This is a genomic window from Enterobacter sp. EC_50, assembly GCF_019584525.1.
GTDB classification, from domain to species: Bacteria; Pseudomonadota; Gammaproteobacteria; order Enterobacterales; family Enterobacteriaceae; genus Enterobacter; species Enterobacter roggenkampii.
The window spans coordinates 17,349-38,050 of record NZ_VDAF01000035.1; the positions used below are offsets into that span (position 1 = coordinate 17,349).

A 20,702-nucleotide genomic window follows, 5' to 3' on the forward strand; every position below is an offset into this window, starting at 1 on the left:
AGGACAGTTTCCGCATTCTGTGATTAGTGACCAATAAAGTCAATGGTCACTAATCAGGGGGCCAGGCTTCTTAAAATCAGTGAGGAGAGAAGTACCGCCGCCGTTGGGGCAGTTTCAAGGTTGTACTGCAGCTGAACGGGGTTAATGTAAGGGCACATCACCATGTAAACGGCACAGGTGACCTCGTCCAGCGGCGTCTTCCTTTCGAACTCTCCGGCCTGTCTGCCTTCGATAATGATGCTCTCAATCAGCTTCAGGAGGCTTTCGGTGTACCTTTCCGTCGAAGGCCACTTCTCCCGTGACGCGACGGCGGCGATGTCGTAGAGCTTGCGATCGTGGAAAAACAGCTCGCTGCCGGCCTCGGTGAGCGACTTAAAAAGACGGCGGAGTTTTTCGCTGGCTGACGGCGCATCCTCAATGGCGGAAAGCACGGCCGCCATGATCAGCTCCAGGCGGTTAGCGCAGATCACTTCGCCGATAGCCTGCTTGGAATCGAAGAACTTATAAATGTAGGATTTTGAAAAACCGATAGATTTCGCCAGCTCGGCGACGGTGGTTTTTTCATAGCCGTAATGGCCGAAGTGCTCAAAGGCCGCTTCGACGATTTGCTCTCTGACAGAATGGTCAAGTGGACCACGTATTGATGGGGCGTTCATAGTTTTAGTCATTATGTAAGCTTAGCGTGACGGGCCAGGGTTGGCAACGAGTGACCATTTTGTACTTTGGTTACTGTTGTGCTGTCTTACGTCGTGAAGACGGGACAATCGGCCAGGTGGAGTAAGTGTATCACTGTTTTTTACGTTAATGTTTTTTAAGCCAGTCGAGAAAAAACTGGCTGAACGCCGTAACCTGAAGCGGCTGAAGCTTGCGCTGCGGGTAAACAAGCTGCAGCCCGACATCTTTGCGATCGTAGCGGCTAAAGCCGGTGAAGCTGTCGGCAAACAGCACCGTAAGTCTTCCGGCGTCAACGTCGTCTTTGACGTCCCACCACGATTTCCCGGCGATGCCCGCTCCGCCCAGGGCCCACTGACGAAGCAATGCCCCGTCGTCGCACACCATGGCGGGCTCGACGCGAACAACGCTTTCCTCTCCCTCATGTTCAAAGCGCCATTCGTTCATCACCACGCCCTGAGACTCCAGCGCCAGGCACCGGTGCCGGGCTAGATCGGCAAACGTGGCGGGGATACCGTGGTCGTTAAGATACGCCCCGGAGGCAACCAGCACCCGACGGTTCGGGCGGATGTTTCTGACGACAAGGCTGCTGTCCGGCAAATTGCCGAAGCGCACGCTCATATCCAGCCGGTTAGCGACCAGATCCTCAACGTCTTCTTTTAGCGAGATGTAAAATTTGACGGCAGGATGGTGACGAGAAAATTCAATGACGGCAGGGCTGAGATACTGTCTGCCAAAGTCCGAGGGCGCGGAAAGGCGAATATTGCCGCTGAGCACGCCCTCTTTTTGCGTCAGCAGCGACTCGGCGTGGTGCACCTCTTCCAGCACGCGCAGCGCGGCGTGATAAAACTCTTCGCCTGCGCGGGTCAGGGTGAGGGATCGCGTTGAGCGATGAAACAGGCGCGTCTGGTAACGCTCCTCAATTGCCTTCAGCCTGGCGGTCATCGTGGCAGGAGAAAGCGACAGGCGTCGTCCGGCGGCGGAAAGACTTCCGGCCTCGGCGACTTCCACCAGTAAGGCCATGTCTTCGAGTTTACCCATTATTCATTTTTTCCGAAAAGTGCATCTATTTTTAGCGTAATTATCAAAATCAGATGCCGACTGTAAAGTGATTTCATCCAAACCATAAGGGATGAAAACATGAAACCTGCTTCACTCTTTGAACGCTACAGGCTGGGGTCGCTGGACCTGAAAAATCGTATCGTCATGGCGCCGATGACCCGCGCGCGCTCCCTTCAGCCGGGCAACATTCCCTCCGCGCTGATGGCGGAGTATTACCGGCAGCGGGCCAGCGCGGGGTTAATCATCACCGAAGCCACGCAAATCTCGCCTCAGGGTCAGGGATACTCCTGGACGCCCGGCATCCATTCGCCGGAGCAGTTTTCAGGATGGCAGCTCACGACGGGGGCCGTACATCAGGTGGGCGGGGTCATTTTTTCTCAGCTCTGGCACGTTGGGCGAATGTCGCACGCCAGTTTTCACCAGGACGGTCAGCCCGTCGCCCCGTCAGCGCTGGCACCGGACGCGCAGGTGTGGGTGGTGAATGAGCGTGGAGAAGGCCAGATGGTTGACTGCCCGCAGCCGAGAACGCTCTCACGCAAGGACATTCAGAACATCGTCGCGGACTATCGCCAGGCCGCTTTGAATGCCGTTCAGGCCGGGTTTGATGGCGTGGAGGTCCACGGCGGAAACGGCTATCTGATCGACCAGTTCCTGCGCCAAACCTCCAACAAACGCACGGACGAGTACGGCGGTACGGTGGCTAACCGGATCCGCTTCGCCCAGGACGTGTTAAGCGCGATTGCCGAGGCGATTGGTCACGAACGTACGGGCATCCGTCTTTCGCCGTTTATTACCCAGCGCGGGATGAACGACCCGCAGGTTTCTGAAGCCATACTCGCGCTTGCGGCCTGGTGCGAACAAAAGGGGATTGCGTTTATCCACCTGGCGGAAGCCGACTGGGACGACGCGCCGCAGATTCCTGCGCATTTCCGTCAATCGCTTCGCGAGACCTTCAGCGGCACCCTGATCGTCGCGGGCAACTATGACCTTGCCAAAGCCAAAGAAATTCTGGCGGCGGGCTATGCCGATTTGATTGCCTTCGGACGACCGTTTATTGCCAACCCGGATTTGCCTCACCGGCTGGCGCACCGCTTGCCGCTGGCCCAGGTGCGCGACCCCGCCACGCTGTTTGGCGGCACCGCCACGGGCTATACCGATTACTCAACGTACACCCAGCAGGAGGAAACTTTATGACCCGTAAAACCTTAATTATCGGCGGCGCTTCCGGCATCGGTTTCGCCGTGGGCACCCTGCTTGCCGGGCGCGGCGAGGAGATTATGCTTGCGGGACGCGATAGCGCGAAACTGGACGCTGCACGGCAACGACTGGGCGCTCATGCCGCGTCTGTTAGCACTCTCGTGCTCGATATCAGCCGTGAGGCAGAGCTTGTTGCGCTCAGTGAAACGCTGGGCGAGGTCAATAATATCGTCGTCACGGCGGGTTCACAGGCGCCGGGCGGGCTGCTTTCCGGACTGGATCTCCGTGCGGCAAGACAGGCCTTTGATACAAAATTTTGGGGAAGCCTCAATGTCGCCCGCTATCTCAGCGGGAACATCGCCCCCCGCGGTACGCTGACCTTCACCAGCGGCTTTGTGGCGCGCCGCACCGTGGCGGGCGCCATCGTAAAAACCACGATGAATGCCGCCATTGAGGCCGCGACAAAAGTGCTAGCGAAGGAGCTTTCCCCGCTGCGCGTCAACGTCGTGAGTCCGGGGCTGACCGACACGGAAGCGTATGCGGGGATGGACGCCGCCGCGCGGGAAAAAATGCTCGCAGGCGCGGCGGAAACCCTGCCAGCCAAAGCCTGGGGAAGGGCGCAGGACATCGCACAAGGGTATCTTTTCGCCATGGACAACCCCTTTGTCACCGGGTCGGTCATTGATATTGAGGGCGGGGCGTTAATTAACTGACCCCTCATTAATGTGATCCGCAGGGTATCGTCTGCGGGTAACGTAACATTCTGTAGAGAGACATCATGAAATATACGACGTGCTTTCGTCCCGCTATCGCGGCGCTTATTTTTGCTGGTCTGTCGGGCAATGCTATTTCCGCGCAGGGGGAAAGGGTACAGCCGAAACAGCTGATTGTGGACAAGAGCCTGCCCCAGATGCAATTAAAGACGAATGAAGCCGTTGCCAGAGAATATGCCACGTTCTGGAACACCGGTAATGAAACTCTGGCGCGTGATGCCCTGGCGGCAAACTTTGTTGATAAAACACCGCCGGAAGGCCGTAAGCAGGGGCCGGAAGGCGCTATTTTAGCCTCGCGGGCGTTTCGCACGGCCGTGCCCGATTTGCGCTGCGACGTTGAGCAGATGATTATTTCAGGCGACCGCGTGGTCTCACATTTACATTTTTACGGCACATTCACCGGGACATTTGGCAGGCTGAAAGGAAAGGGGCAGAAAATAGATTTTATCGCCACGGATATCTATGAAATCCGTGACGGTAAAATTGCAGCGAATTGGCATATTGAGGACAACCTGACGCTGATGAAACAGCTGGGCGCGCTGTAAAGTCATCACTCCGGGGCGGCCCGGAGTGATGCGAAAATCCTATAACCCCAGATCGCTCAGCGAGGGGTGATCGTCCGGGCGTCTGCCCAACGGCCAGTGGAACAGTCGCTCGGATTCTTTTATCGGCATATCGTTAACGCAGGCAAAGCGGCGCTTCATCAAGCCGTCCGGTGCGAACTCCCAGTTTTCGTTGCCGTACGAGCGGAACCAGTTTCCTGAATCATCATGCCATTCATAGGCATAGCGGACCGCGATGCGGTTATCCGTAAAGGTCCACAGCTCTTTAATCAGACGATAATCCAGCTCTTTTTTCCATTTCCGCGTCAGGAACGCCTGCGCTTCCTCCCTGTTGGTGGCGAATTCTGCACGGTTGCGCCATTGGGTATCCAGCGTATAGGCCAGCGCAACTTTCGCCGGATCGCGGCTGTTCCAGCCATCTTCTGCCAGCCTGACTTTTTCAATAGCGCTTTCGCGTGTGAAGGGCGGCAAGGGAGGACGTGTGTTCATGGCAATTACCTCGTTATGTGATTATGTAGACAAGTCTGTCTACCTGCGCTAATCTATGCCTGAAAAATAACGCTGTCAACATCCGTTTTGAGGCCATCGACAAATGAAAGCAGAATCCGAAAACAACGATAAAAAAATAAGCGTCAGGGATAAAATATTACTAACGGCGCACGATCTGTTTTATTCCACAGGCTTCAGAGCGACGGGGGTGGATACGCTGATTAAAGAGGCGAAAGTGACGAAGGTGACGTTTTATCGCCATTTTCCGAGTAAGAGCTTGCTTATTCTCGCCTATTTACACTATCGACATGAAATATGGATTAACTGGTTTGAGGCCACGCTTCGTCGATATCTCGTTGAAGGCCAGACGCCTGCGGACGCTCTATCGGCTACCCTTTATGAATGGTTTATTTCGCCTGAGTTTCACGGCTGTGCGTTTATTAATGCCAGCGCCGAAGCCAAATCCGAAGATATTGAAAGCGAAATAAAAGCGATATGCCGCGATCATAAAATCGAAACAAAGAAGATTATTGCGTTGCTGACAAAAATTGCGGATGAGCGCGCCGTCAATGAAATCATGCTGCTCATTGACGGCGCCATTATTCATGCGCAGATGGGCATGGAGACGGATGAGGTCATCGCGTCGTTGAAGAGGGCGCTGGCAGACTTAATCGGGGGCTAGCGAGGATCCCCTTAGTCCCCCAGACGAAGGCTGACAGGTGCATTCAGCATTTGCGAATAACAGTCGGCTGGCGTGCGCCGAGGATGAACAATCCTCGGCCTCAGCATGTGCCGCTATACCATGCTGTAAACCCCCGCTCCCCAGTACCCCTTACCCGGACGAGTCTGTTCTTTCCAGCCTGATGCGATCAGTTCTTTTGCAATGAACCGGTTGATGACCCCGTGCCCCATGAGCAAGACGGGGCCGTCAGAGTCCTTCGCTACATTCACCAGGATTTCTGCCGCCTTAACGGCACGTTCTTTTGCGGCGCTTACGCGCTCTGACTCGCCAGACAGGCCGCAGAGCCAAAGAACGCGAAACAGCGCTGCCCAGTAAAAAGGCGATAGCCGGAACCCCGGAATACGGAACACCGGCAGCTCTGCTTCCCGAAAAACCTCATCAATTAAGCCCGGTTCACACCCCAGCGTTTTCAACGATGAAAGGGCTCGCGGGAGAGGGCTGCTGAGAAACGTCAGTGCGCGGTACGCGAGGATTTGAGCCATCTCCGAAGGTCTGTCGCGGCACGTTGAAGAGCGGTTATAGCTGTCGATCCATCCCACCATTTCCCTGTACGACACCTTTCCGGCGCCCCTGTATTCGGGTTCGCCGTGGCGCATCAAAATAATTTCCATATGTCTTCATCGCTCACCATCCATTCACCAGAGGCAGACTAGCGCGTTCTCACACTGATGTTCACCCACCCGTTTTGGAGTGTCAGGGCGGTGATCGCACTTATCAGACTTGTCGGTCTGTTAATTAATAAGTAGACTAGCCAGTCTTTTAAATGATCAAAGAGATAATTCAGTGTCAAAAATCACGTCATCTATCACAACACTCTGTCTTTCAAGAATTTTATTGACCTTTTTCTTCTGGATGGCAGGCTTTTATGGGTTGTTCAACTTTGGAGAGATTGTGCTGGAAATGGTGGATGTGGGTCTCCCCTGGCCCGTCTTATTCGCGACAGGCACCATTCTCTGTCAGCTTGTAGGCTCTGCTCTGGTGATTTCGAATTTTGCCGGCTACGGATGGATTGGATCGGCAATGCTGATTGTGTTTACATTACTCACCATTCCGGTGGGGCATCCATTCTGGAAATTTAGCGAGCCCCAGCGCACCCAGGAGTTTCATATCGCGCTTGAACACATAACCGTTATCGGGGGGCTCATGATGAGCATGCTTTTGTCAGGTCGTAAACGATGAGAGAAAAGGTTCGGCAGAAAGGCCGCCCAAAAGATCCGTCAAAGGAGCAGGCGATACTGCAGGCCGCAAGAAGCCTGTTTCTCGAGAAAGGCCTCGATGTCACGACGGAAGAAATTGCCCGCGTTGCCGGGGTGGCAAAAGCCACGCTTTATGCCAATTTCGCGGATAAAGACCTGCTTGTTGAGGCCGTACTCCGTAAGGAATCGGATCTGACCATCAGTGACAGTGATTTTTCCGAGCGGCATCATCTGTCGTTGACCGAGGTCTTAACCGCGTTTGGCAACCGTTTTGTCCGCTTCATCAACCAGCGCGAGCTGACGGGCTGGGACCGCTTAATTGCCTCCGCCGCTATTCGTCATCCGGAGTTACCCGCGCGTTTTTATGCGGCAGGTCCCGGCAGGGCGCAGCAGATGCTGGAGACAATTATCGGTGAAGCCGTTGAAAAGGGCTTACTGATCGCGTGCTCCCCGCGCGAAGCGGCTGACGACCTGGCCGGGTTGTGGCTCGGGATGACAAGCCTTGAGATAAAGCTTGGCGCCAGAAAAAGCTTATCTGATGAAGAAATTGCTCGTCGGGTTACGCATGCGATCGCTGTTTTTATGTGCGCGTATTCAGTGGAAAAGCGCTGAGCATAACCATTTAGAGTAAAGGTAACGGAAATGAGAACACAGAAACGATGCCTCGGCTGCGTGGCTATTGTGGTTGATGACTACGATCGCGCCATTGAGTACTACACAGACAAGCTGGGGTTTACCCTCGTAGAGGATACGCCGCAACCGGGTAAACGCTGGGTGGTCGTCTCGCCCAATCCGGAAAGCGACTGCAACATTTTGCTGGCTCGTGCGTCTAATGAGAGGCAGGAAGGTTTTATCGGTAATCAATGCGGCGGCAGAGTTTTCCTGTTCCTTCAGACGGATGATTTTTGGCGCGATTACCATGCCATGAAGGCAAAAGGCGTTCATTTCTGCGAAGAACCGCGTGAGGAAGAGTACGGTACGGTGGTGGTGTTTGAAGATATGTACGGCAACCGCTGGGACCTCTATCAACATGCCCAACGCGGGTGATGACCAGGGATACCTTCCATGACGCTTCGAATTCGACAGGCCACCGGGGCCGATTCAACGCTATTAAGCGAGTTGGGATATCGTATCTATCCCGCGCATTTTCAGCATTTGTGGGTATCAGATGCGGAGATGAAGGATTTTCTGAACGCCGAGTATGCCCCCTCCGTCATTGAGCAGAGCCTGACCGAGAGCCATGTTTCCTGGTTTGTGGCAGAAACCGATCGGCCAGTGGGATTCATGAAAGTGACCTGGGACGCCATGCTTCCGGAAACGGACAAGAGGGGCGTTCTCCTCAACAAGCTCTACCTCGATCCTGCTGAGACCGGCAAGCACTATGGTCAGGACATGTTCCATAAAATTATCGACATGGCCCGAAGCAGGGGAAAGGACTCTCTCTGGCTGGAAGTGCTTGAGCAGAACGCAGGAGCGTACCGGTTCTACCAGAAGCAGGGCATGCTCTGCATTAAGAACGTCCTTTTTGAAACAGCCTCACAGCAGAGCATACTCAGAATTATGGGGATGTCTCTTTAGTGCCAGGGCTCTCGTCCCGCTGTGCCAGCGACAGCGCGCTGGCGCTGGCGGGATCGAACAGCGAGATGCTCTCAATCTGATTGAGTAAAATCACCTTGCGGAATGACATGGCGCTGCGGGGTTCCGAGTCGAGCGTAATGTCATGCTCCGCATACCACCGGCTGTAATTATTCTCGATGCGCAGGTTCATCGTCTTCGCATCCCGGTACCCGCTCAACATCGGGATCAGCACGATATTGGCCGTTTTTTCATATTCCAGCGTTGCGGTGTGGATCATACCCACGTATATCCGCCTCGAGCGGAGCGTGACCTGCGCCAGTTCGCCTTGCTCCATACACTGATAGAGCAGTTGTTCAATCCCGCTCGCCTGCGCAAGCCGTTTGTAGAGCTTTTTCCGACTCTCGCCATCCAGCCTGGCGCTGCCTGCCCAGTTAGAGCGGTAGAGGCAAAACAGAATGGCAAACGCCAGCATCACCACCACCGGCGCCTGAATGCCTAAAAAGCTCCAGTTCATAAAGTCGATTTGCCAGTCGGTGTATTTCGGTGAGGCAAAGTGGAAAGCGTTGTTGGCGGCAGAAAGGGTGAGCAGCAGCAGCCAGAGCAGCCCCGTAGCAATCACCCCCTGCAGAACGAAAATACAGCCGTAAAGCGCAACGAGAAAATAGACATCCCAGCCGAAGGAACGCTTGATTTTAAAGCGGGTCGACAGGTCGCGGCTGGTGTACCAGTACCCGCAGACCATCAGCACCATAAATATCGCCGTTCCCATATCAGGCCCTCTTCAGCGCGTTAACGTGACGCAGAAAGTCCTGCCGCACCTCGTTGCTCTTGTAGTTCACCGAGGCGTTCCCGTCCTGGTCGATAATGATGCGGTCGCCATCTTCCACGGCTTCAATAATTTCCTGCTGACTCATCACCTGCAGTAAGGATTCCGGGCTTGAGAAGAGGGAGAGAAAGAAACGTTTCATGTCAGGCATCCTTATGAATAAAAAGGATAAGCCTGGAGGATGACCGCAGAATTTGCCTTAAGGATAACCTGAAAGTGAAAGCCGGGTGGCGGCTACGCCTTACCCGGCCTAAAAACCGACAAAAGATTGAGTTATCAAGTTGTTGATATTTATGGTTAATAAAAAATAAATTTGCACAAACTTGGACAAATAACATTAATTGTGTAAGTTTTAAGTATGCGATTACGCCACGTTGTTTACAGCCAGGATGTGACCCATGAGCACTTTGCCCTCTGTCGTGAGTCGGTTTGTTGAGTACTACGCCGCACTGGATAGCCAGCCGCCGTCCGCGCTGGTCGGGCTTTACCATTCAAATGCCACGCTTGTCGATCCGTTTGGCGAGCACGACGGTATCTTTGCGCTTCAGCGCTATTTCACCCATCTGCTGGCCAACGTCGAGAACTGCCGTTTTTCTATCGACCCGCCGCTCTGCAGCGGGAACCGGTTTGTTGTCACCTGGGTGATGCACTGGTCGCATCCGCGCATTGCCGGAGGCGAACCGCTCGATCTGCCGGGGTGCTCGGTGGTGGAGACGGAAAACGATCTCATCACCCACCAGCGCGACTACTACGATGCGGGAGAGATGATCTACGAACATCTTCCTCTGCTGGGCTGGGCGGTACGCGGCGTGAAGCGGAGGGTCAAATCATGAAGACGGTACTGATTACCGGTGCTAGTTCGGGCATTGGCGCCGGGCTGGCGAAATCCTTCTCCGCTGACGGCTATCATGTGATTGCCTGTGGGCGCGATCCGGCGCGTCTGGAAGCGCTGCATCAGACCTGCCCCAATCTCACCGTTCGCCTGTTCGATATGACGGACCGGGAGGCCTGCCGACAGGCGCTGACCGGCAGCTACGCCGATTTGATTATTCTCTGCGCCGGTACCTGCGAATACCTCGACGGTGGCGTGGTGGATGCGGCGCTGGTGGAGCGGGTCATGAACACCAATTTCCTCGGGCCGGTCAACTGCCTTGAGGCGCTGCAGCCGCAGCTGGTTCGAGGCAACCGCGTGGTGCTGGTGAGCTCGATGGCCCACTGGCTGCCTTTCCCCCGCGCAGAGGCCTACGGTGCGTCCAAAGCGGCGCTGAGCTGGTTTGCCGAAAGCCTGCGCCTGGACTGGGAGCCAAAAGGGATTACCGTCACGGTTGTCTCTCCGGGCTTCGTCGATACGCCCCTGACGCAAAAAAATGATTTTGCCATGCCGGGTCGGGTGACCGTCGATGAGGCGGTGAAGGCGATCCGTATCGGGCTGGCGGCCGGGAAAATGCACATCGCGTTTCCTGCCGGATTTGGCTTCATTTTGCGGCTGCTCTCAGGGCTGCCTGCTTTTCTTCAGCGCACGCTGCTGCGCAGGATGGTGCGTTCATGAACATTGCAATTATCGGCAGCGGCATTGCCGGGCTGACGTGCGCCTGGCGACTGGCCGGGCACCATCAGGTGACCCTGTTTGAAGCGGGATCCACACCGGGCGGCCATACCGCAACGGTTGACGTGACGACGCCACAGGGCACATACGCGATCGATACCGGGTTTATCGTCTACAACGACCGCACCTATCCGCGCTTTATGGGCCTGCTCAGCGAGCTGGGTATCAGCGGGCAAAAAACCCAGATGAGCTTTTCAGTACATAACCCCGAGACGGGTCTGGAATACAACGGGCACACCCTGACGTCGCTGTTTGCCCAGCGCCGAAATCTCGTCAATCCGACATTCTGGCGGCTTCTCGGTGAAATCGTCCGCTTCAATCGTCTGGCAAAACAGGCGCTGGACGGGGAAGTGGACCCGAACGCCACGCTGCAGACGTTTCTGGACCAGCACGGCTTTACGCCGTTTTTTGCGCGCCACTATATTCTGCCGATGGGGGCCGCCATCTGGTCATCCTCGCTGCAGGAGATGAAGCGTTTCCCGCTGCCGCTTTTTTTACGTTTCTTCCAAAACCACGGTCTGCTGGATATCACCCATCGCCCGCAGTGGTACGTGGTGCCGGGCGGCTCGCGAGAGTATATCCGCGCGATGCTGGACAAACTGGGCGATCGGCTGACGCTGCATCTCAATTCACCGGTTCAGCGGGTGAGCCGCCACGAGGACGGGGTCACGCTCCAGCTTGAAAACGGCAGCCATACCTTCGACCAGGTGATATTTGCCTGCCACTCCGGCAGTGCTCTGGCGATGCTTGACGACCCGACCTCCGCAGAGCGCGAGGTGCTGGGCGATATCGGCTGGCAGCGCAACGAGGTGGTGTTGCACAGCGACCCGCGCTGGCTGCCGGTGCGGCCGCGCGCCTGGGCGAGCTGGAATTACCGGCTGAGTGCGCAGGAGCAGGCCAGCGCCTGTGTGACCTACAACATGAACATTTTGCAGGGGTTGCCTGCGGGCAGTCCGCTGTTCTGCGTCACCCTGAACCCGGACGCGGCGGTGGATGAGCGCTTCGTTCTGCAACGCTTCGTTTATGAGCATCCGCTGTTTAACCCGCAAAGCTGGCGGGCGCAGGCGCGGCGCGGCGAGATCAACGGTCACCGGCGGAGCTGGTTCTGCGGAGCCTATTGGTACAACGGTTTTCATGAAGACGGCGTGCGCAGCGCGCTGGACGTGGTCAACGCGATAGCGGCCGGAGAGGGGAACTGAGATGAACAGCTGCCTCTATCACGGCGTATTGCGCCACCGCCGCCTTCAGCCGAAAACCCATGAATTTCGCTACAGCGTCTTTATGGCCTGGCTGGATCTTGATGAGCTGCCGCTGCTGGCGTCTGTCGGCGTGCGCCGCAATCGCTTTGCCGCCGCCGCGTTCCATGACGCGGATTATCCGCTCGGCACGCCGCTCAAAGAGAACGTGCTCAGCAGGCTGGAGAGCCTGACCGGGGAACGGCCGGACGGGCGGGTCATGCTTCTTACGCAGTTGCGGTATTTCGGGTTTCATTTTAACCCGGTCAACTTTTACTACTGCTATGACGGGAAGGGGACTCTGCGCTGGGTACTGGCGGAGGTTCGCAACACGCCGTGGAACGAGCGTCATTATTACGCCGTCGACGGGCAACATGCCCAGCCCACGGAAAAAGCGTTTCACGTTTCCCCCTTCAACCCGATGGACATGATCTACCACTGGCGCTTCAACGATCCGGATAACACGCTGCATATGCACATTGAAAATCATCAGGAAGCGAAGGTGTTTGACGCCACGCTCGCCCTGCGCCGGGAGCCGCTGACCCGTCCGGCACTGCGCGCGCTGCTGCTGCGCATCCCGCTTATGACCCTGAAAACCGTTTTCGCCATTTACTGGCAGGCGCTGAGGCTGTGGCTCAAGCGCGTGCCGCTGTATAACCATCCCGTCAGCAGGAGTGAACGCTCATGACCGATCCCGTCTTTGCGTTAGAACCCGATATCCCGCGCAACGTCCGCCTCGCGCGATGGCTGCTGTTTCGTCTGTTAAGCGGCATCCGCGGTGGTTCGCTCACCCTGCGTGAAGGGGCGCAGACCTTCCATTTTGGCGAGACATCCTCCGCGCTGCACGCCGACGTGCAGATCCTCACGCCCGCCGTCTACTGGCGCGTCTTAACGGGCGGGAGCCTTGCCGCCGCTGAAGCCTGGATGGACGGCGAATGGGAAACCGCGCAGCTCACGCCGCTTCTGCAAATCCTGGCCCTCAACGGCGAGGTGCTTGGCCGTCTTGAGAAAGGGTTCCGGCTGCTTGGCCGACCGCTGGAGCGTTTGCGCCACTGGACGCGGCGTAACTCCCGCGCGCAGGCGCGTGAAAATATTGCCGCCCATTACGACCTGGGCAACACCTTCTATGCCCATTTTCTGGACAGGGAACTGCTTTACTCCAGCGCGCTCTTTACCGCAGACGAGCAGGATCTCACGACGGCTCAGCAGGCCAAAATGGCGCGCCTGTGCGACCAGCTGGCGCTTAGCGAGGCCGACCACCTGCTGGAAATCGGCACCGGCTGGGGGGCGATGGCGGAATACGCGGCCCGTCATTATGGCTGTCGGGTGACTACCACCACGCTGTCGCAGGAGCAATACGTCTGGGCAACCGAGCGGATCGCCCGCGCCGGGTTGCAGGATCGTGTTGAGGTGCTGCTCTGCGACTATCGCGACCTCACCGGGCAGTACGATAAGCTGGTCTCAATAGAGATGATTGAAGCCGTCGGGCAACGCTATCTGCCTACATTCTTCCGGACCTGTCAGGCGCGGCTGCGCCCGGGGGGACGAATGGCGATTCAGGCCATCACCATTCAGGACCAGCGCTATCGCGACTACAGCAAAAGCGTCGATTTTATTCAGCGCTACATTTTCCCCGGCGGCTTCCTGCCGAGCATCACCGCGATGAACGAGCTGATGACGCGCCACACCGATTTCGTGGTGCGCAATCTCTTCGACATGGGGCCGGACTACGCCCGCACGCTGGCGCACTGGCGGCAGCGCTTTGTCCACGCCTGGCAGGAGATTGAAAAGCTCGGCTTTGATGAGCGGTTCCGCCGCATGTGGCTTTATTACTTTGGCTACTGTGAAGCCGGGTTTAACGCCCGCACCATCAGCGTGGTGCAGCTGACCGCAGAGCGCGTATGAGACGATATCTTCAGGTCTTCCTGCTGGCCGTCGCGTTCGATCTCTACTGGGCGCTGGTGGTGCTCTTTCGCGAACAGGGCCTGATTATCTGGCTCGCGCTGGCGATCCTGGCGTGCCTGCTCTTGCCGTCTGTATACCGTTTTTACGCCATTGGGCTGGCCGCGGCGGGCAGTTTGCTGGATACGCTCTGGGCGCTGACGGGGCTGATCGCCTTCACGGGTGATGCCCTGATGCCGCTATGGATGGTGGCATTATGGCTGATGTTCGCCACCGTCTGGACGCAGCTTACGCGCACCACCACGTTGCCCGGCTGGCTGCTCACCCTGCTGGCCGCCGTGGGAGGGCCGGTGGCGTACCTGATTGGCGAGCGGCTGGGTGCCATCACGTTTCTGGAGCCGACCTTTATCGTCGTCAGCTGGATGGCGCCGGGCTGGCTGGTGTTGATGCTGTTTTTCCACCTGCTGATGGGGAGACAAAAATGAGAGCTGCGGTTTTGTTGCTTTGTCTGGCGCTGGTTGTTCCTGTTGCCCAGGCCACCGACTGGCTGGCCTGGCGGAAGGTGGGTGACGCCACGCTCACCTGGGGGCCATTCACCGTCTATACCTCCCAGCTGCGTACGCCGGACGGGCGTTACGGTCGGGAGAACCAGGATCAGGCGCTGATTATTACCTATGCGCGCGATATCGATCGCGATGAGCTGGTCGAGGCGACACGCGACCAGTGGCAGGCGCAGGGGATCCTGCAACGGGAACCCCGAAGCGAAGCCTGGTTACAGATGCTCCGCTCTCTGTGGCCGGATGTCCGGCCGGGCACACAGCTGGCGTTTGTGCTCGACGACGGGCAGGGGCAGTTCTGGTATCGCGCGTCAGCGGCGCAAAAAGCCTTTATTCCACTCGGACCGCGTCAGTCAGAAGCGTTCAGCACCCGCTTCCTGGCCATCTGGCTCGATCCTCGCACGCAATACCCTGAGCTGCGTCAGCAGTTAATCGGAGGCCAAAAATGAAACGTATCCTGATGATGGCGCTGGCATTGACGATGCTGCTGGCAGGCTGTAGCACGGAGGTGACCGAGTATCGCCAGCAGCAGCCGCGGCTGGATATCTTCCACTTCTTCCAGGGCAAAACCGAAGCGTGGGGGATGGTACAGGATCGCAGCGGCAAGCAGATCCGCCGCTTTCACGTTGAGATTGCAGGGGACGTTATCGGCGATACGCTGACGCTGAACGAGCACTTTGTGTACGACGATGGCGAGAAGCAGCAGCGGGTCTGGCATATCCGCCGCGTGGGAAGCGAGCGCTACGAAGGCACGGCGGGGGATATTGAAGGGGTAGCAACGGGGCAGGCCGCCGGCAACGCGTTCAACTGGCATTACAGCATGAACGTGAAGGCCAACGGCAGCACCTGGCTACTGAACTTTGACGACTGGATGTACCTGCAGGATGAGACGCATCTGTTCAATAAAACCGAGATGAAGAAACTGGGCGTCACCGTCGCCACGGTGACGCTGTTCTTTACCCGTAAGACCTCAGCTTAGTCGCGGACGCTGCCGGTTTTGCTGCTGGAGTAGATGAAGTACAGGGCAATCCCCAGGCATACCACCGCGCTCAGACGGCTCGGTGAAAACGAAATGGCGGGATTGCCCAGCCAGCCAAAGTTATCAATCAGCATACTCATGGCGAGCTGGCCGAATATCACCGCCACCGTGGCGACGGCGGTGCCGATGCGCTGCACCGCCACGACCATAATCACGATATAGGGCACGCCAAACATCGCCCCGAGGAGCTGCCATTTCGGCACGTCCAGCAGCGTGACCGCCTGCTTAGGCTCAAAGAAGAAAATGAGCAGGGCGGTCACCAGCGCGCCGACGGAAAACGTTAGAAACGCGCTCTTGAAAACGCCCACGCTGCTGCCGAGCTGCCCATTAATTGCGGCCTGTATGCTCAGCGTCGCGCCGCCGCAGATGGCCAGAATTATCATCATCAGTGTCATGTGTTTACCCCTTTGCGACCAGTACCAGTGCGGCAATAATAAAAACCAGCGCCACGATGCGTCTTGCGTTTATCTTCCTGTGCGGCGTACCCAGCAGGCCAAAGTGGTCAATGATCAGGCTTTTAAAAACCTGACCTGCCAGAATGCCAATCATCGTCAGCGCGATGCCGATAGTCGGCGTGGCGAGCGTCAGTATGACGACGTAGATCGGACCCAGCACCCCGCCGAGGAGCTGCCAGCCGGGCTGCGCGAAAAACGACGGGCTGTTGCGCGGGCTGAAAAACAGCATCAGCAGAAACGTCAGCGCGGCGCCGACGCCAAAAATGCTGAACGTCGCCCATAAATCCCCGACTTTTCCCCCCAGGGGGCCCAGCAGTCCCGCCTCGACGGAGAGGCCCATCCCGCCAGCAATCACCAGTAAAATCAAAACCAACTGCATTCTTCTTCCTCCGTTTTCAGGCGAAGAAGATTACGTGGGTTGTGCAATGAGAAAAATGCCATAATGGTGGAAACACCTTTGCAGGATATGCATTAATGGTTGACGCCAGCAACATCAACATCCGCGCGCTGCTGATCTTTATCGACGTGTATGAAGCGCAGAACTTCTCCGTCGTGGCGCGGCGGCAGGGGATATCGGCCTCGCAGATATCGCGCGTGATCCACCAGCTCGAGGATGCGCTCGGGCAGCAGCTTTTCTATCGCAATACGCGGGCCGTCATTCCCACGGAAAGCGGTCATCTGTTTATCCGTTACGCCCGGTCAATGGCGGAGAATCTTGAAGAGGCGCGCCGGGAGCTGGACGCGCGTGCGGTGGAGCCGTCCGGTGCGATCCGCATTAACGGACCGGTGTTTTTCGGCCAGAAGCACATAGCCCCAGGACTTCCCGGCCTGTCGGCACGCTATCCTCGCCTGAGCGTAGAGCTGACGCTGACCGATGATTTCATTGACCCCCACCGTGATGCGGCAGATCTTATCTTCCGCATTGGCGTGCTGACGGACTCGTCGTTTCGCGCGCGGGTGTTTGGGCAGCAGGTGTACCATCTGGCCGCGTCGCCAGACTACGTGCGTAAACACGGTGCGCCAGAAGTGCCGGACGATCTGAACCACCATCATTGCCTGGTGTATCGCGGATCGTCAGGGCCTAACCGCTGGCTGTTGCGCAGGGCGGGCGAGGCGTGGACACACTATCCCGTGACGCCATTGATGACCTCGAATAATGCGGAAGCGTTGCTGGCTGCGGCGCTTGGCGGGATGGGGATTGTGCTGTTTCCGGACTGGCTGGTGAGCGAGCCGCTCCAGCGCGGTGAGCTGATTCCGCTCCTGCCCGCGCTGGAGTGCGCCATCACTACGGAACAACAGGCTATCGCGGCGATCTACCCTGATGCCCGACATCCGCCCCTGAACGTCAGGGCGGTGATTGATTATTACGTCGAGCGCTTTGGTACGCCGCCGTACTGGCAGCGTAAGGGGATTACGCGCCAAGCTCCTGGCGGATAATTTCTGCGCCAGCGCTGAGTGCTTTAAGCTTGCCGTTGGCAACCTGACGGGAGAGGGGCGCCATGCCGCAGTTGGTTGACGGGTACAGCTTGTCGGCGTCGACAAACTGCAGCGCTTTTCGCAGCGTATCGGCCACTTCCTCCGGCGTTTCAACCGTGTTGGTTGCCACGTCGATCGCCCCAACCATCACTTTTTTACCGCGGATCAGCTCCAGCAGATCCATCGGCACGCGGGAGTTGTGGCACTCCAGGGAGATGATGTCGATGTTAGAGGTCTGCAGCTTAGGGAAGGCCTCTTCGTACTGGCGCCACTCCGAGCCGAGCGTCTTTTTCCAGTCGGTATTGGCCTTGATGCCGTAGCCGTAGCAGATGTGGACCGCGGTTTCGCACTTCAGCCCTTCAATGGCGCGCTCCAGCGCGGCGATGCCCCAGTCGTTGACCTCATCAAAAAAGACGTTAAACGCCGGTTCATCGAACTGGATAATGTCCACGCCTGCGGCCTCTAGCTCTCGCGCTTCCTGGTTAAGGATTTTGGCAAATTCCCAGGCCAGCTTTTCGCGGCTTTTATAGTGCGCGTCATACAGGGTGTCGATCATGGTCATCGGCCCCGGCAGGGCCCATTTGATCGGCTTGTCCGTGAGCTGGCGCAGGTACTTTGCATCGTCGACGAAGACCGGTTTCTGACGCGCAACCGCGGAAACCACGGTCGGCACGCTGGCGTCATAGCGGTTACGAATGCGCACCGTCTGGCGGTTCTCAAAATCGACGCCGCTCAAGTGTTCAATAAAGGTGGTGACGAAGTGCTGGCGGGTCTGTTCCCCGTCGCTGACGATATCGATTCCCGCGCGGATCTGCTCATCCAGAGACAGGCGCAGCGCATCCTGCTTGCCTGCCAGCAGTTCCTGATCCTGTAACTTCCACGGTGACCAGAGCGTCTCAGGTTGCGCAAGCCAGGTCGGCTTTGGCAGGCTGCCAGCCGTTGAAGTCGGGAGCAATGTTTTCATAATAAAAGACCTTTTTTAATGTATTAAAGCGTGTAGTTATCAGACCACTGCTCAAGAATGTGTTTGTAAGGCTTAATAAAGTACTCTTCGGTAAACCGACCCTGTTCAATCGCCAGGCGGCTTCGCTCTTCCCGGTCATACACAATTTTGGTTAAGGAGTGATCCTGCTGGTTCAGATCCGGTCGGTAGCACAGCCCCGCCGCCGAGTTGGCGTTATAAATTTCCGGGCGATAGATCTTCTGGAACGTCTCCATCGTGCTGATGGTGGCGATCAGTTCGAGGTCGGTGTAATCACTCAGCAAATCCCCGGTAAAGAAGAACGCGAACGGCGCCACGCTGTGTTCCGGCATGAAGTAGCGCACGCTCAGGCCCATCTTCGCGAAGTACTGCTCCGTAAGCGATTCGCCATCCGGCTGGTACTCAACGCCCAGCACGGGGTGCTGGTTACCGGTGCGGCGATAGGTATCTTTGCTGGAGACGCTCAGGCAAATCACCGGTCCTTTTGTGAAGTTCTCTTTGTATTCCGGTGAACTCACAAAGTGGCGGAAGATATTGCCGTGCAGTTCGCCAAATTTTTCCGGAATGCTGAAGTGCTGCTGGTTCTTGTTGTGCTCCAGCAGCAGCACGCTGAAATCATAATCCCGCACGTAAGACGAGAAGTTATTCCCGACGATGCCAGGGATACGCTGGTTGTTTTTCTTGTCGACAATGGTGGTTTGCAGTATCTCAATGGCCGGGAACGGCTTTTCCGCGCCAATATTCAAATCGACAGAGATGATTTCCAGTTCAACCGCATAGCGATCGGCGTTTGGGTTATCCCAGCGCGCTAAGGCATTAAAGCGGTTGTTGATCATCACCAGCGTATTGCGCAGGTTCTCCTGACGCTTTTCCCCGCGCGCCAGGTTGGCGAAGTTGGTGGTCGTACGCGTATTTTCTGACGGGTTGTAATTCTCATCGAAGCAACTGCGCTTAAGGGTATATGTGAAAGCTTTGCTCATTGTGGTTATGCATCCTAAGTTCATGTTGCTAAGAAGTTACCAATGCATAATTTATGCCTGAGCCCGTGGCGCAGGGGAAGTGACTTAATTTCAATGCAACATGAGGCATTTTCATGTTTAGATACGAAAAGAAGAGTAGCGCGGGTGGCGACTGTTTAAAAAGTTTTACGCATTGCTGTAAAGGCTAATACGGAAAATATGGTGTATTACACCGTAATTATGCATCTGAATGAAAGCAATCTATTAACCCCGCAGTTACGATTAATTGATGTTGCTTATTTAATTTTATAGAAATATTTTTGGTATGAATTTTATATGTATTGTCAGCAATGTTGAGTTGTTTGTGGTTTTATTTATTTTGCGATCTTAAACATGATTTCTTGCTATCTCATAATTATTTAAGCGTGTAGCATTTACCCGACGAGTAAAATTCTGAGGATACCATTGTGTACTATCCAAACTCCATCAGTTGGCCAGTGATTCGCGAAGGGGGACTTCGACGCCTCAGGCTTGGAGAAATAAATTTAGCGAGTTCGCTCTTTGGGTATAGTATTTACTATCATAAAGTATGGATTCACCTTGAAAGTTATCTGCCTTTTAATCTTCAAAACCCTGGCCAGGCAATGAGTCCTGATGGAGAAATGTGGTTCAGGTCTGAAAAATATGAACATGACTTTTCTATGCCTGTTAGCCATCCAGTGACTGATGCTCAACATCTTTTTATGCATGAAATGATGCATGTCTGGCAGCATCAACGTGGTATGTGGGTGCGTATGCGTGGTGCTTTCTCCTGGGCTGCTGATTATACGTACAGTCTTGATAAGACTAACTTACTGGAGTACGGACTAGAGCAACAAGCTTCGATTGTCAGTGATTACTGGTTATTAAAAAGCTATGGTTTTTGGGGTAACAGTCATCTCTTTGATTATAGAAACTATGATCCTGCTGAACCAGTAACGATATTGATTAAAAAGTATGAACGTATTTTAGAGGGGTTTCCCGGTTGAGATATATATCACTGTTGCTGTCTGCCATTTTTCTGACGGGGTGTCCGGGTAAAGGAAAAGAAGGCGCTGCGTCTGGGGAAAGACAATCTATCTACGTTTATGATGGTCTGGTATGCTTTACAGTCGATAAAAAAGATATCATTAGTCGTTATGTACTGGCATCAAACGGCAAAGATTATTCTGAGTTATTAAAGGGAGACTTTTTAGCATTATCATATCCGAACACATGTTTTAACGTGAACTTAACTAAGGAAGGTGCGAATAAGCGGGGAAATTCTTCTCGGCTGACTCAGTCATTTCATTTCTTCATGTTTGAGCCGATTTTTTCTCCCGTAAATGCCTTGAATCAGCCTATTTAGACCGTT

The 20,702-nt window shown here is 55.7% G+C and carries 28 protein-coding genes; 18 read left to right on the forward strand and 10 right to left on the reverse strand.

Translation table 11 applies throughout. From position 1 onward, the window contains the following. Positions 1–53 precede the first annotated feature (53 nt). Positions 54–668, reverse strand: coding sequence for a TetR/AcrR family transcriptional regulator (locus FHC48_RS21215; RefSeq protein ID WP_031275020.1), 615 nt, complete (start codon positions 666–668; stop codon positions 54–56). Between the two features lie 133 nt (positions 669–801). After that, entirely contained in the window at positions 802–1,713 is a 912-nt protein-coding gene (locus tag FHC48_RS21220) for a LysR family transcriptional regulator (RefSeq protein WP_059364588.1), read from the reverse strand. A 99-nt stretch (positions 1,714–1,812) separates the two neighbouring features. Between FHC48_RS21220 and FHC48_RS21225 the strand changes: the two genes are divergently transcribed. The 3 genes from FHC48_RS21225 (at position 1,813) to FHC48_RS21235 (ending at position 4,249) form a co-directional block, all read left to right on the forward strand. Then, positions 1,813–2,928 (forward strand): alkene reductase, encoded by a 1,116-nt coding sequence (locus FHC48_RS21225; protein WP_059364590.1) that lies wholly within the window; start codon positions 1,813–1,815, stop codon positions 2,926–2,928. After that, positions 2,925–3,644 carry an SDR family oxidoreductase gene (locus FHC48_RS21230; RefSeq protein ID WP_059364592.1) on the forward strand — a complete coding sequence of 240 codons (720 nt, stop codon included), beginning with the start codon at positions 2,925–2,927 and terminating at the stop codon, positions 3,642–3,644. Before FHC48_RS21225 ends, FHC48_RS21230 begins: the two co-directional genes overlap by 4 nt. Positions 3,645–3,709: 65 nt before the next feature. Then, positions 3,710–4,249 (forward strand): ester cyclase, encoded by a 540-nt coding sequence (locus FHC48_RS21235; protein ID WP_059364594.1) that lies wholly within the window; start codon positions 3,710–3,712, stop codon positions 4,247–4,249. Between the two features lie 39 nt (positions 4,250–4,288). Here FHC48_RS21235 and FHC48_RS21240 read toward each other — a convergent pair whose 3' ends face one another. Then, on the reverse strand, positions 4,289–4,756 hold the full coding sequence (locus tag FHC48_RS21240; RefSeq protein WP_039024315.1) for a nuclear transport factor 2 family protein: 468 nt from the start codon (positions 4,754–4,756) through the stop codon (positions 4,289–4,291). A gap of 103 nt (positions 4,757–4,859) precedes the next feature. Between FHC48_RS21240 and FHC48_RS21245 the strand changes: the two genes are divergently transcribed. Then, positions 4,860–5,438, forward strand: coding sequence for a TetR/AcrR family transcriptional regulator (locus FHC48_RS21245; protein WP_059364596.1), 579 nt, complete (start codon positions 4,860–4,862; stop codon positions 5,436–5,438). A gap of 113 nt (positions 5,439–5,551) precedes the next feature. Here the strand turns inward: FHC48_RS21245 and FHC48_RS21250 are convergent, their stop codons facing one another. Then, positions 5,552–6,109 (reverse strand): histidine phosphatase family protein, encoded by a 558-nt coding sequence (locus tag FHC48_RS21250; protein ID WP_072253918.1) that lies wholly within the window; start codon positions 6,107–6,109, stop codon positions 5,552–5,554. A gap of 172 nt (positions 6,110–6,281) precedes the next feature. Here FHC48_RS21250 and FHC48_RS21255 point away from each other — a divergent pair, with 172 nt between their 5' ends. Genes FHC48_RS21255 through FHC48_RS21270 form a run of 4 tightly spaced genes read left to right on the forward strand, consistent with a single transcriptional unit; the run spans position 6,282 to position 8,272 of the window. Continuing rightward, entirely contained in the window at positions 6,282–6,677 is a 396-nt protein-coding gene (locus FHC48_RS21255; RefSeq protein ID WP_023292497.1) for a DoxX family protein, read from the forward strand. Further along, complete coding sequence (locus FHC48_RS21260) at positions 6,674–7,306, forward strand: TetR/AcrR family transcriptional regulator (protein ID WP_021241367.1); 633 nt, start codon at positions 6,674–6,676, stop codon at positions 7,304–7,306. Before FHC48_RS21255 ends, FHC48_RS21260 begins: the two co-directional genes overlap by 4 nt. A gap of 30 nt (positions 7,307–7,336) precedes the next feature. Then, on the forward strand, positions 7,337–7,741 hold the full coding sequence (locus tag FHC48_RS21265) for a VOC family protein (RefSeq protein WP_008502334.1): 405 nt from the start codon (positions 7,337–7,339) through the stop codon (positions 7,739–7,741). An 18-nt stretch (positions 7,742–7,759) separates the two neighbouring features. Next, positions 7,760–8,272 carry a GNAT family N-acetyltransferase gene (locus FHC48_RS21270; protein WP_059364598.1) on the forward strand — a complete coding sequence of 171 codons (513 nt, stop codon included), beginning with the start codon at positions 7,760–7,762 and terminating at the stop codon, positions 8,270–8,272. Here FHC48_RS21270 and FHC48_RS21275 read toward each other — a convergent pair. Both FHC48_RS21275 and FHC48_RS21280 read right to left on the reverse strand, forming a co-directional pair. Then, entirely contained in the window at positions 8,253–9,041 is a 789-nt protein-coding gene (locus FHC48_RS21275) for a hypothetical protein (RefSeq protein WP_055322028.1), read from the reverse strand. The two genes, FHC48_RS21270 and FHC48_RS21275, sit on opposite strands and share 20 nt — an antisense overlap. A gap of 1 nt (position 9,042) precedes the next feature. Beyond that, positions 9,043–9,240, reverse strand: coding sequence for a hypothetical protein (locus tag FHC48_RS21280; protein WP_008502331.1), 198 nt, complete (start codon positions 9,238–9,240; stop codon positions 9,043–9,045). Between the two features lie 256 nt (positions 9,241–9,496). Between FHC48_RS21280 and FHC48_RS21285 the strand changes: the two genes are divergently transcribed. The 8 genes from FHC48_RS21285 to FHC48_RS21320 are packed head-to-tail and all read left to right on the forward strand — an operon-like array spanning position 9,497 to position 15,377. Then, a complete protein-coding gene (locus FHC48_RS21285) occupies positions 9,497–9,931 on the forward strand; it encodes a nuclear transport factor 2 family protein (protein ID WP_008502330.1) in 435 nt (144 codons plus the stop codon). Further along, complete coding sequence (locus FHC48_RS21290) at positions 9,928–10,647, forward strand: SDR family NAD(P)-dependent oxidoreductase (RefSeq protein ID WP_032663564.1); 720 nt, start codon at positions 9,928–9,930, stop codon at positions 10,645–10,647. Before FHC48_RS21285 ends, FHC48_RS21290 begins: the two co-directional genes overlap by 4 nt. Beyond that, positions 10,644–11,903: an NAD(P)/FAD-dependent oxidoreductase gene (locus FHC48_RS21295; RefSeq protein ID WP_059364599.1), complete on the forward strand. Its 1,260-nt coding sequence runs from the start codon at positions 10,644–10,646 to the stop codon at positions 11,901–11,903. Before FHC48_RS21290 ends, FHC48_RS21295 begins: the two co-directional genes overlap by 4 nt. 1 nt (position 11,904) lies before the next feature. After that, positions 11,905–12,627, forward strand: coding sequence for a DUF1365 domain-containing protein (locus tag FHC48_RS21300; RefSeq protein ID WP_008502327.1), 723 nt, complete (start codon positions 11,905–11,907; stop codon positions 12,625–12,627). Further along, positions 12,624–13,844, forward strand: a complete 1,221-nt coding sequence (locus FHC48_RS21305; RefSeq protein WP_023327405.1) for a cyclopropane-fatty-acyl-phospholipid synthase family protein — start codon at positions 12,624–12,626, stop codon at positions 13,842–13,844. The genes FHC48_RS21300 and FHC48_RS21305 overlap by 4 nt, the downstream gene beginning before the upstream one ends. Further along, positions 13,841–14,326: a DUF2878 domain-containing protein gene (locus FHC48_RS21310; RefSeq protein ID WP_032651759.1), complete on the forward strand. Its 486-nt coding sequence runs from the start codon at positions 13,841–13,843 to the stop codon at positions 14,324–14,326. The genes FHC48_RS21305 and FHC48_RS21310 overlap by 4 nt, the downstream gene beginning before the upstream one ends. After that, entirely contained in the window at positions 14,323–14,847 is a 525-nt protein-coding gene (locus FHC48_RS21315) for a hypothetical protein (RefSeq protein ID WP_047747533.1), read from the forward strand. The genes FHC48_RS21310 and FHC48_RS21315 overlap by 4 nt, the downstream gene beginning before the upstream one ends. Continuing rightward, entirely contained in the window at positions 14,844–15,377 is a 534-nt protein-coding gene (locus FHC48_RS21320; protein WP_059364603.1) for a DUF3833 domain-containing protein, read from the forward strand. The genes FHC48_RS21315 and FHC48_RS21320 overlap by 4 nt, the downstream gene beginning before the upstream one ends. On the opposite strand, the gene FHC48_RS21325 is transcribed toward FHC48_RS21320, so the two are convergent. Beyond that, a complete protein-coding gene (locus FHC48_RS21325) occupies positions 15,374–15,832 on the reverse strand; it encodes a DMT family transporter (RefSeq protein WP_023292487.1) in 459 nt (152 codons plus the stop codon). The genes FHC48_RS21320 and FHC48_RS21325 overlap by 4 nt on opposite strands. Positions 15,833–15,836: 4 nt before the next feature. After that, positions 15,837–16,271: a DMT family transporter gene (locus FHC48_RS21330; protein WP_023292486.1), complete on the reverse strand. Its 435-nt coding sequence runs from the start codon at positions 16,269–16,271 to the stop codon at positions 15,837–15,839. Between the two features lie 95 nt (positions 16,272–16,366). Here FHC48_RS21330 and FHC48_RS21335 point away from each other — a divergent pair, with 95 nt between their 5' ends. Further along, positions 16,367–17,329 carry a LysR family transcriptional regulator gene (locus tag FHC48_RS21335; RefSeq protein WP_055322023.1) on the forward strand — a complete coding sequence of 321 codons (963 nt, stop codon included), beginning with the start codon at positions 16,367–16,369 and terminating at the stop codon, positions 17,327–17,329. Here FHC48_RS21335 and FHC48_RS21340 read toward each other — a convergent pair. Together FHC48_RS21340 and FHC48_RS21345 are read right to left on the reverse strand one after the other, a co-directional pair. Next, positions 17,304–18,332 (reverse strand): methionine synthase, encoded by a 1,029-nt coding sequence (locus FHC48_RS21340; protein ID WP_021241377.1) that lies wholly within the window; start codon positions 18,330–18,332, stop codon positions 17,304–17,306. The genes FHC48_RS21335 and FHC48_RS21340 overlap by 26 nt on opposite strands. 23 nt (positions 18,333–18,355) lie before the next feature. Beyond that, positions 18,356–19,330 carry a DUF1852 domain-containing protein gene (locus tag FHC48_RS21345; RefSeq protein ID WP_023292484.1) on the reverse strand — a complete coding sequence of 325 codons (975 nt, stop codon included), beginning with the start codon at positions 19,328–19,330 and terminating at the stop codon, positions 18,356–18,358. Between the two features lie 443 nt (positions 19,331–19,773). On the opposite strand from FHC48_RS21345, the gene FHC48_RS21350 reads away from it, so the two are divergent. Continuing rightward, positions 19,774–20,337 (forward strand): type IV secretion protein Rhs, encoded by a 564-nt coding sequence (locus FHC48_RS21350; protein ID WP_084832081.1) that lies wholly within the window; start codon positions 19,774–19,776, stop codon positions 20,335–20,337. The last annotated feature ends 365 nt before the right edge of the window (positions 20,338–20,702 follow it).